Origin of the sequence: Paracoccus sp. J56 (genome assembly GCF_019633685.1) — a bacterium.
Lineage (GTDB): Bacteria > Pseudomonadota > Alphaproteobacteria > Rhodobacterales > Rhodobacteraceae > Paracoccus > Paracoccus kondratievae.
Window position 1 is genome coordinate 101,450 of sequence record NZ_JAFL01000010.1, and the last position, 14,882, is coordinate 116,331.

General features: G+C 64.6%; 13 protein-coding genes. 6 read left to right on the plus strand and 7 right to left on the minus strand.

All coding sequences use genetic code 11. The annotated features are described in order from the left end of the window. The first annotated feature begins 94 nt into the window (after window positions 1-94). The 4 genes from M511_RS09485 (at window position 95) to M511_RS09500 (ending at window position 4,272) form a co-directional block, all read left to right on the plus strand. On the plus strand, window positions 95-526 hold the full coding sequence (locus M511_RS09485) for a MarR family winged helix-turn-helix transcriptional regulator (RefSeq protein WP_010391826.1): 432 nt from the start codon (window positions 95-97) through the stop codon (window positions 524-526). Then, window positions 523-2,196 (plus strand): MFS transporter, encoded by a 1,674-nt coding sequence (locus M511_RS09490; protein ID WP_010391824.1) that lies wholly within the window; start codon window positions 523-525, stop codon window positions 2,194-2,196. The genes M511_RS09485 and M511_RS09490 overlap by 4 nt, the downstream gene beginning before the upstream one ends. Next, window positions 2,193-3,281: an HlyD family secretion protein gene (locus M511_RS09495; RefSeq protein ID WP_085502030.1), complete on the plus strand. Its 1,089-nt coding sequence runs from the start codon at window positions 2,193-2,195 to the stop codon at window positions 3,279-3,281. The genes M511_RS09490 and M511_RS09495 overlap by 4 nt, the downstream gene beginning before the upstream one ends. A gap of 232 nt (window positions 3,282-3,513) precedes the next feature. After that, window positions 3,514-4,272: an alpha/beta hydrolase gene (locus tag M511_RS09500; protein ID WP_240547580.1), complete on the plus strand. Its 759-nt coding sequence runs from the start codon at window positions 3,514-3,516 to the stop codon at window positions 4,270-4,272. Between the two features lie 51 nt (window positions 4,273-4,323). On the opposite strand, the gene M511_RS09505 is transcribed toward M511_RS09500, so the two are convergent. The 3 genes from M511_RS09505 to M511_RS09515 all read right to left on the minus strand — a co-directional run bounded on the left by M511_RS09505 (window position 4,324) and on the right by M511_RS09515 (window position 9,632). Beyond that, complete coding sequence (locus M511_RS09505; protein ID WP_085502031.1) at window positions 4,324-6,981, minus strand: DNA translocase FtsK; 2,658 nt, start codon at window positions 6,979-6,981, stop codon at window positions 4,324-4,326. 3 nt (window positions 6,982-6,984) lie between these two features. Next, window positions 6,985-8,178 (minus strand): aminotransferase class I/II-fold pyridoxal phosphate-dependent enzyme, encoded by a 1,194-nt coding sequence (locus M511_RS09510; protein WP_085502032.1) that lies wholly within the window; start codon window positions 8,176-8,178, stop codon window positions 6,985-6,987. A gap of 128 nt (window positions 8,179-8,306) precedes the next feature. After that, window positions 8,307-9,632, minus strand: a complete 1,326-nt coding sequence (locus M511_RS09515; RefSeq protein WP_085502033.1) for an amidase — start codon at window positions 9,630-9,632, stop codon at window positions 8,307-8,309. A gap of 129 nt (window positions 9,633-9,761) precedes the next feature. On the opposite strand from M511_RS09515, the gene M511_RS09520 reads away from it, so the two are divergent. After that, on the plus strand, window positions 9,762-10,985 hold the full coding sequence (locus tag M511_RS09520; RefSeq protein WP_085502063.1) for a UbiH/UbiF/VisC/COQ6 family ubiquinone biosynthesis hydroxylase: 1,224 nt from the start codon (window positions 9,762-9,764) through the stop codon (window positions 10,983-10,985). A gap of 89 nt (window positions 10,986-11,074) precedes the next feature. Then, on the plus strand, window positions 11,075-11,671 hold the full coding sequence (locus M511_RS09525; RefSeq protein ID WP_085502034.1) for a LolA family protein: 597 nt from the start codon (window positions 11,075-11,077) through the stop codon (window positions 11,669-11,671). 17 nt (window positions 11,672-11,688) lie between these two features. On the opposite strand, the gene M511_RS09530 is transcribed toward M511_RS09525, so the two are convergent. The 4 genes from M511_RS09530 to modA form a co-directional block, all read right to left on the minus strand. Continuing rightward, window positions 11,689-12,267 carry a transglycosylase SLT domain-containing protein gene (locus M511_RS09530; protein ID WP_010391807.1) on the minus strand — a complete coding sequence of 193 codons (579 nt, stop codon included), beginning with the start codon at window positions 12,265-12,267 and terminating at the stop codon, window positions 11,689-11,691. A 78-nt stretch (window positions 12,268-12,345) separates the two neighbouring features. Then, entirely contained in the window at window positions 12,346-13,389 is a 1,044-nt protein-coding gene (gene modC / locus M511_RS09535) for a molybdenum ABC transporter ATP-binding protein (protein ID WP_085502035.1), read from the minus strand. Then, on the minus strand, window positions 13,389-14,081 hold the full coding sequence (modB, locus tag M511_RS09540) for a molybdate ABC transporter permease subunit (RefSeq protein ID WP_010391805.1): 693 nt from the start codon (window positions 14,079-14,081) through the stop codon (window positions 13,389-13,391). The genes modC and modB overlap by 1 nt, the downstream gene beginning before the upstream one ends. Then, on the minus strand, window positions 14,078-14,818 hold the full coding sequence (gene modA, locus M511_RS09545; protein WP_010391804.1) for a molybdate ABC transporter substrate-binding protein: 741 nt from the start codon (window positions 14,816-14,818) through the stop codon (window positions 14,078-14,080). The genes modB and modA overlap by 4 nt, the downstream gene beginning before the upstream one ends. Between the last annotated feature and the right edge of the window lie 64 nt (window positions 14,819-14,882).

Below are 14,882 nucleotides of genomic sequence, written 5' to 3' on the forward strand. Positions count from 1 at the left end.
CCATCCCTTTCGTCATTGTGGCGAGGGGACTTGAAACTCGCGATCTATTTAATTAGCTGGCTAATGAAATTGTTTCAGCCAGCCCTATGACGCCATGAAAGACCAATCCTCGACCTTGTTTGAGACGCTGATCGGACTGACCAGAACGATTCGTTCGGCCTTTGAGCACCGCGTTGAACATTACGGGCTGACTTTTGCCCGCGCCCGGCTGCTGATCATCATCGGCCGCAACGAAGGCGCCAGCCAGGCGGAACTGGCCGAGGAAATGGGGATTGAGACCCCAACGCTGAAGCGCCTTTTGGATGCGCTGGAGTCGCTGGGTCTGGCCGTGCGCCGCCCGACTTTCGGGGACGCACGCAAACATGCTGTTTATCTGACCGACACCGCCCGGATTGAGCCTCTGCTGGGCTTTCGCGCCGAGGCAGACGCCAAGCTGGCCGAGGATATCCCGCCCGAGGATCTGGAGGTGACGCGCCGTACTCTGAAGCAGATGGCCAAAAATGCCGAGAAGCTGAGGAAAGCATGACTGCCACTGCGGCCACATCAGAAGGGGCCGCACCGACGCCCACGCCTCCGCCCGCCACCCCGGCGGCGGCGTCATTTGTTACAAAACCCTGGCCGGTGGCCTTGGGTTATATTGGTGCCTCGATCATCATCGGCCTGACGCAGGGGCTGGCGCAGGGCTTTGTCAGTACCAACATCCCGCAGGTTGCTGGTGATCTGGGCATCACCACCACGCAGGCGACATGGCTGATGGCGGCCTTTATGATCCCGCGCGCCTCGATGCCGCTGTTGCTGATCAAGATCCGCACCCAATTCGGTCTGCGCCGCTTTGCCGAGGTCGCAATCTTTGTCTATCTGGCCGTTTCGCTGGCGGCCTTTGCCATTTCGGACCTGCGTTCGGCGGTACTGGTGCAGTTCTGCGCCGGGATGGCCTCGGCCCCGCTTTCGACGCTGGCCTTCATGTATATGCTCGAGCCTTTGCCGCCCCAGTGGAAGATGCGCTTCGGCCTGCCCATGGTGCTGGCCGTGGTCGCGACCGGGCCGATGCTGGCGCGGGTGATCTCGCCTGCGCTGATGGGTGATAACGGCTGGGACGGGCTGCATTACATGGCGCTGGGGATGGCAGCAGTGTCACTGGCGCTGGTCTATGCGCTGCCGCTGACCTCGCAGCCGCGCGTCAAGGTGCTTGCTGCTGCTGATCTGCTTAGCTGGTTGCTGATCGCTATCGGTTTTGGCGGGCTGACGGTCAGCTTTGTCATGGGGTCGATCCATTGGTGGACCGACACCGAATGGCTGGGCTGGACGCTGGCGCTGTCGATCGTGGCGCTGACCGTTGCCGTGGTGATCGAGCTGCATCGCAAGGCGCCGCTGCTTGATATCCGCTGGCTTGCCAGTCCGGCGATGCTGCACCTGACCGTGACGCTGTTGATCTTTCGGCTGGTGCTGTCCGAACAAAGCTCGGGCGCGCCGCGCATGTTTCAGGTGCTGGGGATCACGCAGGACCAACTGGTGGGACTGTTCGGGGTGATCTCGGTTGCTTCGATCCTGGGGGGGCTTGCGCTTGTTCCCTTCATGAAGGCTGAGCGCGTGCCGCTGTTTCACATCATCGCACTGGTGCTGATCGCCGCCGGGGCCTTTATGGACAGCCATGCCACGCAGGACACCCGTCCGGCGCAGATGATGCTTAGTCAGGCGATGATCGCCTTTGCCGGGGCGTTCTTTCTCGCGCCGGCAATGATGCGGGGGCTGCTTGCGGCGCTGGCGCGGGGACCGAATTACATCCTGTCCTTTGTCATCGTGTTTCTGTCCACGCAGTCGCTGGGCGGGGCGATGGGCTCGGGCCTGTTCTCGACGCTTATCAACCACCGTCAGGCCCTGCATCTGCAAGTCCTGCGCGAAGAGCTGACCGCCGCCGACCCGCTGACCACGGCCGAGATCGCGCAGCGCAGCGCCGCCCTTGCCCCGCAGATTGCCGATGCGGCGCTGCGGCGTGCGCAGGCGGTGGCGCAGATCGCACAGGACGCCAGCGCCCAGGCCTATGTCATGGCCTATAACGACGCTTACTTTCTTACCTTTCTGGTGGCGGTGGCAGCACTGGCCGCGCTGCTGCTGCATCTGTTCCGCGACTGGCTGGCAGAACGGATGAAGCCCCTTTTCGCTGCCGCCCGACCCCATCCCGAGTCCGATATATGACCAAGAACCATCTTATCCCGACCCTGATCGCCTTGATTGCCGGTATCGCCGGCCTGCTGATCGTGCTGTACGCTTGGCATCTGCCGCCGTTTCGTCCGGCCCATCCGCAGACCGAGAACGCCTATATCCGGGGCCAGCTCACCTCGATCTCTCCGCAGCTGTCGGGCTATGTCGCCACGGTCGAGGTGCAGGATTTTCAGGCCGTCAGAGAGGGGCAGGTCATAGCCCGGATCGACGACCGCCAATATCGCCAGAAGCTTGCGCAGGCTCAGGCCGCCTTGCAGGGGGCGCAGGCCGCGCTTGAGATTCAGCGCCAAAGCGTTCACTCGGCCCGCGCCAGCCTGCAATCGGCCGAGGCGGCTTTGCGTTCGGCCGAGGCGGCAAGGGATACGGCGAAATCGAATTGGGATCGTGCGCAGGCGCTGCAATCGCGCGGCGTGACGGCGCAAAGCTCGGCCGATCAAAGCGAGCTTGCGCTGCGTCAGGCCGAAGCTGCCGTGACCCAGGCCGAAAGCGCCATCGCGGTTGCGCGTGAAAACGTTGCCGGGGCCGAGGTCGGGCTGGCCTCGAAACGCGCCGGGATCGCCTCGGCCAGGGCCGAGGTCGAGTTGGCGCGGATCGACCTGGATAATACGGTGATCCGCGCACCCGCAGACGGGCGGCTGGGACAGGTAGGCGTGCGCGTGGGCCAATATGTGACCGCGGGGACGGTGCTTGTCAGCCATGTCGGTCCCGAAGTCTGGGTCATCGCCAACTTCAAAGAGACCGAACTGCACGGGATGCGCCTTGGCGACCGTGCCAGCTTTACCGTCGACGCCATGCGACACCGCGCCTTTACTGGCCGGATCGAGGCCTTTTCGCCCGCTACGGCGTCCGAGTTCAGCCTGCTGTCCTCGTCGAATGCCACCGGGAACTTTACCAAGGTCGCTCAGCGCCTGCCGGTACGCATCGCCATCGATCCGGGGCAAGAGATGGCGGAATACCTTGAGCCGGGCCTGTCGGTGGTCGTGACGGTGGACGAAGGCTCGGGGCAGCGTGATCGCTCGGCCAGTCTTGCGCCGCTGGTCATGGGGCATGAGGGTTAAGCCGCTTGCGCGGATGACCGGTGCCGGCTAACCCATCGCCTGCAAGGGCAAGCCCGTTCACCGCCAGCCCGCAGGCAGACCGAGGTGCGGATGAAGACCCCCATTTCCCGACGTAACCTTCTGGCGGCTTCGCTGATCGCCATGGCTGCATCGGCCCACGCGCAAGAGCGCAGGCCGCGCGGCATGGAGCCGGCTGAGCGTATCGACGATCCCCGCGCCAGCTATTTCGACATTGGTCCGGCACAGAAACCCTGGCGCATCTTTATGGGCCTGCCTGCTGCGCCGCCCCCCGCAGGGTTATTCGGCCATTGTCGCGCTGGACGGCAACGCAACCTTTCCGATCCTGTGGCATCTGCGCGAAGAGATTGCGCCCAACGCGCCGGTGGCGGTGGTCGGTATCGGTTACCCGGTCAAGACCCGTTTTGATCCGCTGCGGCGCTGGTACGATCTGACCTCGCCCGGCAAAAAGCCGGTTCCGCCACAGCCTGACCTGCGCGGTCCGGGCGAACGCCCGACCGGAGGGCAGGACGCCTTTCTCGACATGATCGAAACCACGCTGTTGCCCGAACTGGCCCGGCGCGAACTGATCAATCCGCAGGATCTGACGCTGTTCGGCCACTCGCTGGGCGGGCTTTTCGTGTTACATGCGCTTTTTACCCGGCCGCGCCTTTTCGCCCGGCATGTCGCCGCTGATCCTTCGACCTGGTGGAACGCGGGCGAGCCCCTGCGTGAGGCGCGGGCGTTTCGCGGCGGCATATTGGCGGCGGGCGGGCGTCTGGATCCGCCGGCCCCGGTTCTGATCGCCAATTCCGGAAGACAGCCCGAAACACCTTCGCAGCCGCCCGCGATCCTTGCTGCGTTGTCCGGTATTCCCGGGCTGAACCTGATTCACCGGCCTTATCCTGATGAAAGCCATGGGTCGCTGATCCGCCCCGCCGCGCGCGACGCGCTGCTTTTACATCTGGGTCGGCCTCAGGAGCAGGGCGAATAAAGAAAAGGCCGGGCTAAGCGGCCCGGCCCAAGTGGCATATGCGTGCGGTTTTCAGACCTCTGGCACCAGAACTTCGCGCTTGCCGACGTGGTTGGCGGGGCTGACGATGCCCTGCTCTTCCATCTGTTCGACCAGTCGCGCCGCCTTGTTATATCCGATCGCCAGTTTGCGCTGGATGTAAGAGGTCGAGCACTTGCGGTCCTTGGCGACGATGGCAACGGCCAGGTCGTAAAGCTCGGCATCGCCCCCCTCGCCCGAGGACAGGCCAAGCACCTGATCTATCGACTCGGCACGCTCTTCGTCCGGACCCTCGACGACGCCAGCCATATATGAGGGCGGGCCAAAGGATTTCAGATGGTTCACGACCTCTTCGACCTCTTCGTCGGACACAAAGGGGCCATGGACGCGGGTGATGCGCGAGCCACCGGCCATATAAAGCATATCGCCCTGACCCAGCAGCTGTTCGGCCCCCTGTTCACCAAGGATAGTGCGGCTGTCGATCTTGGAGGTCACCTGGAAGCTGATCCGCGTCGGGAAGTTTGCCTTGATCGTGCCGGTGATGACGTCGACCGAGGGGCGCTGGGTCGCCATGATCAGGTGGATGCCCGAGGCACGCGCCATCTGCGCCAGACGCTGGATACAGGCCTCGATCTCTTTGCCGGCGACCATCATCAGGTCGGCCATTTCGTCGACGATGACGACGATATAGGGAAAGGTCTCGGGCTGGAACTCTTCGGTCTCAAAGACCGGTTCGCCGGTGTCCTCGTCAAAGCCGGTCTGCACGGTGCGCTTGAACATCTCGCCCTTGTCCAGAGCTTCGCGCACGCGGCCGTTATAGCCCTCGATATTGCGCACGCCCATCTTGGACATCTTGCGATAGCGCTCTTCCATCTCGCCCACGACCCATTTCAGGGCGACGACGGCTTTCTTGGGATCGGTCACCACGGGCGAAAGCAGATGCGGAATGCCGTCATAGACCGACAGTTCCAGCATCTTGGGGTCGATCATGATCAACCGGCATTCTTCGGGCGTCAGCTTGTAGAGCAGCGACAGGATCATGGTGTTGATCGCCACCGACTTGCCCGAGCCGGTGGTCCCGGCGATCAGCAGGTGGGGCATCTTGGCAAGGTTTGCCACCACCGGCCCGCCGCCGATGTCCTTGCCCAGGGCAAGGGGCAGGGGCTGGGAGCCGTCGCCATAGGCCTTGGAGGCCAGGATTTCGCGCAGCACCACCTTTTCGCGCCGGGCATTCGGCAGTTCGATCCCGATGACCGTGCGGCCGGGCACGGTCGACACCCGCGCCGACAGCGCCGACATGCTGCGTGCGATATCATCGGCAAGCCCGATCACCCGGCTGGCCTTAAGGCCCGGGGCCGGTTCAAGCTCGTAAAGCGTGACCACCGGACCGGGGCGGACCTCGGTGATCTGGCCTTTGACGCCGTAATCGTCCAGCACCGCCTCAAGCATGCGGGCGTTTTCCATCAGCGCCTCTTGCGACAGCTGATGGCGCTCGACGGTCGAGGGGGCAGACAGAAGCGACAGCGGAGGCCGTTCGTAATTGTTTGCCGCATCGTCAAAGCGCAGCGCGGGCTGGGCCTCGGATTGCGCCTGGCGTGAGGGGGCGGGCTTTTTCGGCGGCACCACCACGCGCGGGGTTTCGGCACCAAAGGGTGCGGCGGTGACGGGTTCGGGAAAGTGATCCTCGTCGTCGTCCCCGGCCCGCAGCGGAGGCTCATTGCGTGCCGGGGCCGAACGGGCTCCGGTCAGGCGTGCGGTCACCGCCGACAAAAGCCCTTTGCCTTCCGAGCGGGTGCGGATCGCATCGGTGATCCGGGCGCTGATTGCGGCATCCGATGGCGGCTCATCATCCTCGGCGTAATGCGTTTCGGGATCGACAAGCTCAGGCTCGGGCGCGAAATCGCGATCCTCGGCCAAAGGCGCGGGGGCAGGGCGCAGGCCGGGCAGGGCACTGCGACGCGCTTGCGTGGTCTGGCCCTCTCCACGTTCGCGCCGGGTCTCGCCCCGACTTTTTATGCGCTGCGCCATGCCCGAGGACAGGCGTGCACCACGATCCACGCCGCGCAACGCCAGCAGCCGGGCGGTTGCCAGCCCCTCGCGCAGAAAGCGGGTGATGGCCGCCAGTTCCTTGCGGTCAAAGCCCAGCACGAATGCCAGCAGCGCAACGGCGCCGATGGCGGTCAGCAGCGCAAGGATCTTGATCGCGACCGAGGCCCGCAGAGGCATCGCCGACAGCATGCCCCCCATCAGCATATCGCCCAGATGCCCGCCAAGACCAAAGCTTTGCGTCCAGTCAGCGGGCGGGGCAAGCGAGGTGGCATAGACCGACACCAGCACCATGGCGAGCGGCAGAAAGATGCCGCGCATGATGCGTTCTTCGCCCCGGTGCAGCATCAGCCGCAGGCCCCAGACGACGGCGCCGACCACCAGAACCCAGGTGCCAAAGCCGGTAATCATGAACAGCGCCGAGGCGACATAGGCACCAAAGCGGCCCAGATAGTTCTGCGCCGGCTGGTCGGTTGCGGAAAGGAAACTGGGGTCATCGGGCGAATAGCTGACCAGCATCATCGCGATCAGTACGCCCAGGATGACCAGGCCCGCACCCAGCAGCTCTTTGCCGCGCCGTTCCAGCGCAGCCTGCGTGCTTTGGTCAAACAGCGGATCGCGGTGTTTCGCCTGCCAACTCGCCATGCGTCAACCCCCTTGATACAAACAGTTTTTCAGGCGGTTCAGCGCCGCCTCGGTCTGGTCAGCCGGTGCGACCAGCGCAACGCGGATGAAATTCCGCCCCGGATTTCCGGTGGCGGTGTCGCGCGCCAGATAGGCGCCGGGCAGCACCTGAATGCCGGCCTCGGCCCATAGTTTCTTTGCCGCGGCCTCGCCGTCCCCGACGCTTTCGGGGACCGGCAGCCACAGGAAAAAGCCACCCTGCACGGGTTGATAACCCGGCACATTGCCAAGCACCCGGTCTGCGATCGCATATTTCTGCTGGTAAAGCGCGCGGCTGGTGTCGACATGGGCCTCGTCCGCCCAGGCGCGGGCGCTGACACGCTGAACGGGCAGCGGCAAAGGCGCGCCTGCATAGCTGCGCAACCGTCGCATCTGGGCGATCTGTGCCGCGCCACCCGCTGCAAAGCCCGAGCGCAGGCCCGGCAGGTTCGAGCGTTTCGACAGTGAATTGAACATCACCACCCGGTCGGCCAGCCCCATGCGCGTCGCCACGGCCAGCGCGCCGGGCGGGGGCGCATCGCGCCAGATTTCGGAATAGCATTCGTCGGAAAAGACCAGGAAATCATGCCGGTCGGCCAGCGCGATCAGCTCTTCCAGATAATCCTCGGATGCGATGCTGCCCTGCGGGTTTGCGGGTGAGCAAAGATAGGCCACGGTAGTGCGGTCCAGCACATCGGCGGGCAGATCGGCAAAGCGGGGCAGGTGACCCGTTTCAACGGTGGCCGGGACGAAGACCGCCTCGGCACCTATGGCCGAAGCCGCCACGGCATAGACCTGATAGAACGGGTTCGGCACAAGGATCGCCGGTTTCTGGCCGTTCTTTTGCTCGGGTGCGAGCGCGAGGGCGGCGTTGAACAGCCCCTCACGCGTGCCGTTCAGGGCCATGATCCGCTCGGGGCCGATCTGCAGCCCGTGGCGGCGTTCAAGCCAGTCCGAAATCGCCGCCAAAAGCTCGGCCGTCCCTTCGTTCGAGGGGTACTTGCCAAATTCCGCGATGCTTTCGGCCATGACCGGACCGACGAAATCCGGCAGCGCGTGGCGCGGTTCGCCAATGGTCAGGATCAGCGGATCGCCCCCGGGCTCGATCCCCGCGAGCAGGTTCCGCAGGCGCGGGAATGCGTAATCCGGCAGGTTCGAGAACCGCTCGGGAATTGCCATGACTGCCTCTCAGTCGGGGTCGTTGCGCCCCGTTTTGTCGCAAGATTACCGGCAATCCCCCCATGCGTCCAGAGTTTCACGGGCTGTTTGCGCCCCTTGGGCCGCGTTTTTCCCTGAAAATGACTGGTTCAACGCAGGGCCGCCTCGGCCGCGGCGGCGGCGGTAAGCAGGGCGCGGTCGTCGCCTGCCCGCCCCATCAGCATGATACCGCAGGCCGGATGGCCGGTTGGCAGGCTGATTGCGGGCAGACCAAGAAGGTTTGCGATACGGGTATTACGCAGCGTCAGCAGGTTTTCGCGGGTAAAGAATGCCTCGTCATGCAAAAGCCGCTCTACCGGGGGCGGCATGATCGGCACTGTGGGCAGGATCACCGCGTCAAAGCCCGCGACAAGCTCGCGCCAGGTCTCGCGCAGGCGGTCAAGCTCGGTCCAGGCGGCGACGTAATCAGCGGCGAGCACATTCTGGCCGCCGCGGAACCGTTCAAGGATCGGGGGGTGCATCAGCTCGGGCGCAGCCTCGATCTGCGCGCGCCAGATGCCATAGGCCTCGGGCGAGAACAGCAATCCGGCAAGCGTCATCGCCTCGGCCACGCAGGGCGGTGCGGCATGGGTGATGCGGGCGCCGGCGCGGGCAAGGCGGCTGACCGCATCTTCGAAAGCGGCGACCGGTTCGGCGCGCGCCTCGTCAAAGGGCACGCCGTCCAGCACCATCAGCCGCAATCCGCGCGTGTCCATTCCCGCCAGATCGGCAGCAGGTTCGCTGCGCAGAACGGCGAAAAGTTCGGCGCAGTCCTCGACGGTACGGGCGATGGGGCCGGCGACGTCAAAGCGGGGGCACAGCGGCACGACGCCTTTGCCATTGATCGCGCCGGTCGTCGGCTTGAAGCCCACGACCCCGTTCCAGGCCGCAGGCACCCGCAGCGAACCGCCGGTGTCCGTGCCGATGGCTGCCGCGGCCAGTCCCGTGGCGACCGAAACCGCCGCGCCCGAACTGGACCCGCCAGGTGCGAGGTCCTGATCAATGCTGTTCGGGGGCGTGGCCGTCATCGGGTTTACGCCAAGGCCGGAAAAGGCCAGTTCGGTCATATGGGTCTTGCCAAGGCAGACGAGCCCGTGCAGCACCGCCGCGCTCAGGATCGGCGCGTCGCTTTGCGGGGTGCGGCCTTGCAGCAGGCGCGATCCGGCCTCGGTCGGGATGGCGGCGGTGTCGATATTGTCTTTCCAACTGATCGCTACCCCGTCAAGCAAGCCGCGCCGCAGCCCGGCCCGCGCACGGTCATGGGCGGCGACGGCCTCGGCCCGTGCGCGCGAAGGGGTCAGGCGGGCATAGATCCGCTCGCCATAGGGATGGCGCGTGGCGGCATCCAGATAGGCCTCGGCCTGTTCAAGCGGGCTGATCAACCCTGCCAGAATGGCACGTCCCTGTTCCGCCGCTGATGCCTTGAGCCAATCCATGCGCTTCCCCCGAGCCAATATCTTTATGGTGATGATGCGCAGGCTATCCCGGCGCGGGAAGCCCTGCAATGAGCACGGTGGCAACCATGACACATGGACATTTCGCCGCTGAAAGTCATAGTGCGCCGCATGAGGACCGATTTCGACATCCTGATCGCGGGCGGTGGGCTGAATGGTCCGGCGCTGGCTTTGGCGCTGGCTGACGCGGGCCTGTCGGTGGCCGTGGTGGATACCCGCCCGGCCGATGCCCGCGCCTCTGACGTCTTTGACGGCCGTGCCTATGCGCTGGCGCTGGCCTCGCAACGGCTGCTTGCAGCACTTGGGCTATGGGCCGAGCTGGCCCCACATGCGCAAGAGATCCGCAAGGTCGAGGCGACGCAGGGCCTGCCGGGCGAGGGCGCGGGTCCCTTTGGCCTGCATTTCGACGGTGCCGAGCTGGAAGAGGGCCGTCTGGGCTATATGCTTGAGGACAGGTTCCTTTATCGTGCGCTGCTGGCCGCGATGGGGGGGCGGGTCACGCATCTGCCGGGCCTTTCAGTCATCGGGCAAGAGCTTGAGGGCCCTGCCATCCGCGCCACCCTGTCGGATGGGTGCAGTTTCAGCGCCAGTCTGCTGATCGGTGCGGACGGGCGGCAATCGGGCGTGGCGTCGCGGGCGGGGATCCGGCGCGTCGGTCACGATTATGGCCAGATCGCGCTGGTCGCGGCGGTCGATCACGAATTGCCGCATAACGGCACGGCGCATCAGTATTTCATGCCGACCGGGCCGCTGGCGATCCTGCCGCTGCCGGGTAATCGCAGCTCGATCGTCTGGTCCGAGGCCGAGGCCGAGGCCCGCGCCATCATGGCCCTGCCGGACGCTGACTTTCTGGCGGTGTTGCGCCCCCGCTTTGGCGATTTTCTGGGCGAGATCAGCCTGACCGGGCCGCGATTCTCATACCCGCTGAATCTCACGCTGGCCGAGCGTTACGTTGCCCCCCGCGTGGCCCTGGTCGGGGACGCCGCCCATGGCGTGCATCCCGTCGCCGGGCAGGGGCTGAACCTTGGCCTGCGCGACGTGGCGGCTTTGGCAGAGGTGATCGTTGCGGCCCGCCGTCGCGGCGAAGATATCGGCACCGATCTGGTGCTGGCGCGCTATCAGGGCTGGCGCCGCCCGGATGCCACGGCACTGGCCATGGGTATGGACGGGGTCAATACGCTGTTTTCCAACAAAAACCCTTTGTTGCGTGCGGCGCGGGAAATCGGCATGGGGCTGGTTGATGCCATCCCACCCCTGCGGCGCGGGTTCATGCGGCAGGCGGCGGGCCTTAGCCTTGACCCCATGCCGCGCCTGTTGACCGGGCGCCGGCTGTAAGGAACGCTCACGGCCCTGTCAGCGTTAAGCACGCGCGCATCCAGTGAACGTGATGTGCAAGTCTTTGGAGGTCCGGTATCATTCCGCTCATGAAACTGAAAACGCTCGCCCTTGCGCCCGTCCTTTGCCTTGCCATGGCTTTTCCCGCCTTGGCAGAAAAGATCCCGCTGAATGAGATCTCGCGCTATCTCAACGGCCTCAAGACCGCCAAGGCGGATTTCACCCAGGTGAACGCCGATGGCTCGATCTCGACCGGAGTGGTCTATATCCACCGCCCGAACCGGGTCCGGTTTGAATACAAGGGTGACCGGACGCTGGTTCTGGCCTCGGCAGGACAGGTCGCGGTCTTTGATGGCAAGACGCGCGGCACTCCGCAGCAATATCCGCTGTCAAAGACCCCGCTGTCGCTGATCCTTGCGCCCAATATCAACCTTGGGCAGGCGCGCATGGTCACTGGCTATGCCGAGAAAAAGAATACCACGGTGGTCACGGCTCAGGACCCCCAGCACCCCGAATACGGCAATATCCAGATGGTTTTCAGCGCCAACCCGACGCAGTTGCGCCAATGGGTGGTGACTGATGACACCGGCAAGCGCACGACGGTGATTCTGGGTGAAATGCGGACCGGGCTTAGCTTTCCGCCCTCGACCTTTACCATCGAAAACGAGATCGCCCGCCGCAAATAGGCGGGCGAACCGGCCCCTTAGCGGCACGAGGCGAGCTGTGCCCGGTAAAGCTCGGACCGCTGCTGAACCCTGCCCGCCACATTAAGCAGCCACGGCTTGGAATTGTGCGAACCCCGGGCAAAGCCGTTGCGACCTTCGTGATAGGCAAGATACTGCGCGCCGGCATCCCATTTCGAGATACCAAGTATCCGCGCCGAATCGTTCATGTACCAGCCCATGAAGTCGGTGGCGTCGCGGATGTTGTCGCGGCGCGCGCGGCGGTTGCCGGTCTTTTTGCGGTATTCCTCCCACGTGTCGTCCAAAGCCTGGCTATAGCCATAGGCCGAGCTTTGGCGCCCCATGGGAATGATTCCCAGCGCATAGCGGTGCGGGGTGCGGGCATCGCCGATGAACTTTGATTCCTGATGGATGGTTGCCATCTGGACATGAACCGGTATGCCCCAGCGCCGTTCAGTCGTCTTCATCGCCCGCATATAGGCGGGCCTTTCCGCTGCAAGGGCGCAGGCGTTGTCCAGACTGCGCGGCGCCTTATAGTTTCCGCCGCCCCCGCAAGAGGCCACCAGCCCGACAATGGCGAGCTTGAGAAACCTGTTCATACTGCCCTCATGTCTTTTTTGCGGGGCAGAATAAGCAAATTCCCCGGCCGGGCGCAAATGACAATGGCTCGACCCGGTTTAACTGGGCAGGACCGAGACCGATTTTACGATGGCGTGGCACTGGGTTCCGGGCAGCAATTCCAGCGCTTTGACCGAGCGTGGCGTGACTTGCGCAAGCATCCGCTCATTGCCAAAAGAGAGCTGGATCAGCCCGCCATCGACCCGCGCCACAGTAACCGGCAGGACGTTCAGCGCCGAAAGCCCCTGCGGTGCCTCACGGGCAAGGATGACCTCATGAGCGAGGATTCGCAGCCGCAGCGCCTGGCCCTGGGGCAGGTCCAGATCGGGCAACAGCATTGGCCCGCCAGCGGTAGCGACCCGGATCATGCCGTCGGCCTCGCGCCCTTCGACCGTGGCGCTGATCAGGGCCCCTGCCTCGCGCGCGCCAAGCTGGGGCGCAAGTTCGGGATCGGCAAGGATGCGGGTCAGCGGGCCGGAATGCAGCACCCGCCCCTGACGCATCAGAACCACCGTTGTCGCCAGTCGCAGGACCTCGGCCACGGAATGGCTGACATATAGGATCGGTAGCCGGATCTCGTCCCGCAGCCGTTCAAGCCAGGGCATAATCTCGGCCTTGCGGGCCTCATCAAGCGCCGCCAAAGGCTCGTCCATCACCAGCAGCGCCGGGTCCGACAAAAGCGCGCGGCCGATGGCAGCACGCTGACGTTCGCCCCCTGATAAAGTGTCGGGGCGGCGCTGTAGCAAAGGTTCAAGCGCCAGCATTCCGATGATGCGATCAAAGTCCCGCGCCGCGCCGCGCCGCCAGCGCGAGGGGTAACGCAGGTTGGCCTCGACCGTCATATGAGGAAACAGCCGGGCATCCTGAAAAACACAGCCGATGCGGCGCGCCTGTGGGGTAAGGTTGGTGCGGTCGGCAAACAACACCCTGCCATCCAGCGCGATTCGTCCCTGATCAGGTCGCAAAAGCCCGGCAATGGCATTGATCGCCGTGCTTTTGCCGCAGCCCGAGGGACCGAACAACGCCGTTACCCCCGAAGGTGCCTCGAATGCGACATCCAGTGCCAGCCCGGGAAAGCGGTGACGAAAGGCGACCTCAAGCATCAGCCTCGTCCCTTCATCCGCCGTGCCAGCCACTCCGAGACCAGCACCGCTCCCATGGCGATCACCACCGAAACCGCGACCAGTCGCAACGCCGCGCTTTCGCCCGACGGTGTCTGTAACAGCGCATAGATCGCCGAAGGCAGGGTCTGGGTCTGGCCGGGAATGTTCGAGACAAAGGTGATGGTTGCGCCGAACTCTCCCATCGCCTTGGCAAAGCCCAGGGTTGCCCCGGCAAGGATCGCGGGCAGGATCAGTGGCAGCGTCACGGTCAGGAATATCCATGGCCGGGGCGCGCCAAGGGTGGCTGCGGCCTGTTCCAGCCTGGGGTCGACCGCCTCGAACCCCAGCCGGATCGCGCGCACCATCAGCGGAAAGCCCATGATCCCGCAGGCGAGCGCCGCGCCTGTCCAACGAAAGGCAAAGACGATGCCCAGCGGTTTGAGCATACTTCCGACCGGCCCTTGGGTCCCAAATGTGACGAGCAGCAGATAGCCGGTGACGACCGGCGGCAGGATCAGCGGCAGGTGGACGATACCGCTGAGCAGCCCGTGCCCGGGAAAGCGCCGTCGTGCCAGCAGCCACGCCACCCCGATGGCAAAGGGCAGGCTGACAAGCGTTGCCACCCCGGCCACCCGCAGGGACAGGCGCACGGCCTGCCATTCCTGAGGGCCAAGCCAGTCGGTTGGGATCATGGCGCGACGGTAAATCCTTGTGATTCAAGGATGGACCTTGCCGGCTCTTGCGTCAGGCTGTCAAGAAAGGCGGCTGCTTGCGGCGTATCGGCGGCGCGGGTCACGGCCGCCGGATAGGTGATCGGCGCGTGACTGTCCTGAGGGAAGGTCGCGATCACGCCGACACCCGGCTCGGCCACCGCATCGCTGCCATAGACGATGCCCAAGGGGGCCTCTGCGGTCGAAACGAGCTTTAGCGCGGCGCGAACGTTGTCGGCCTGGGCGACCTGCCCCTCGACCTTTTCCCACAGGCCAAGGGTGGTCAGCGCCTCTTTGCCATATTGTCCGGCGGGTACGGAATCGACCAGCGCCATGGCCAGTTTGCCATCACCCAATAGCACGGGCAGATCGGCGATATCCGCGCTGGCCGGCTTGCCGGTCCCGACCAGCACCAGCGTGTTGCCCAAGAGGTCGCGGCGTGTGCCGGGGTCGATATCGTCCGACTTTTGCACCGCATCCATCCATGCCGTCGAGGCCGAGATGAACAGATCAGCCGGTGCCCCCTGCTGGATCTGTTTTGCCAGCTGCGAACTGCCTGCATAGGAAATCACCAGCGTATCGCCATGGGTTTTCTGCCATTCGGCAGCGATCGCATCCAGCGCATCCTTAAGACTGGCCGCAGCGAAAATAGTGACTTCATCGGCCCGCGCGGCGGGGGCCAAGGCCAGTAAGGCGGCAGCAATCAGGGACAAGCGCATGAGAGGGTCCATTCGTTATGTCTGATTGGACATAACCAGACCGCGACAAGCCTGGCAACCGTTA

What these genes read in the sequence shown, in the direction of transcription:
- M511_RS09505 (WP_085502031.1), bottom strand. Translation starts at nt 6,981, where the DNA reads ATGGCGAGTTGGCAGGCGAAACACCGCGATCCGCTGTTTGACCAAAGC.
- modC (WP_085502035.1), bottom strand. Translation starts at nt 13,389, where the DNA reads ATGCTTGAGGTCGCCTTTCGTCACCGCTTTCCCGGGCTGGCACTGGAT.
- modB (WP_010391805.1), bottom strand. Translation starts at nt 14,081, where the DNA reads ATGATCCCAACCGACTGGCTTGGCCCTCAGGAATGGCAGGCCGTGCGC.
- modA (WP_010391804.1), bottom strand. Translation starts at nt 14,818, where the DNA reads ATGCGCTTGTCCCTGATTGCTGCCGCCTTACTGGCCTTGGCCCCCGCC.
- M511_RS09520 (WP_085502063.1), top strand. Translation starts at nt 9,762, where the DNA reads ATGAGGACCGATTTCGACATCCTGATCGCGGGCGGTGGGCTGAATGGT.
- M511_RS09490 (WP_010391824.1), top strand. Translation starts at nt 523, where the DNA reads ATGACTGCCACTGCGGCCACATCAGAAGGGGCCGCACCGACGCCCACG.
- M511_RS09485 (WP_010391826.1), top strand. Translation starts at nt 95, where the DNA reads ATGAAAGACCAATCCTCGACCTTGTTTGAGACGCTGATCGGACTGACC.
- M511_RS09515 (WP_085502033.1), bottom strand. Translation starts at nt 9,632, where the DNA reads ATGGATTGGCTCAAGGCATCAGCGGCGGAACAGGGACGTGCCATTCTG.
- M511_RS09530 (WP_010391807.1), bottom strand. Translation starts at nt 12,267, where the DNA reads ATGAACAGGTTTCTCAAGCTCGCCATTGTCGGGCTGGTGGCCTCTTGC.
- M511_RS09495 (WP_085502030.1), top strand. Translation starts at nt 2,193, where the DNA reads ATGACCAAGAACCATCTTATCCCGACCCTGATCGCCTTGATTGCCGGT.
- M511_RS09510 (WP_085502032.1), bottom strand. Translation starts at nt 8,178, where the DNA reads ATGGCAATTCCCGAGCGGTTCTCGAACCTGCCGGATTACGCATTCCCG.
- M511_RS09525 (WP_085502034.1), top strand. Translation starts at nt 11,075, where the DNA reads ATGAAACTGAAAACGCTCGCCCTTGCGCCCGTCCTTTGCCTTGCCATG.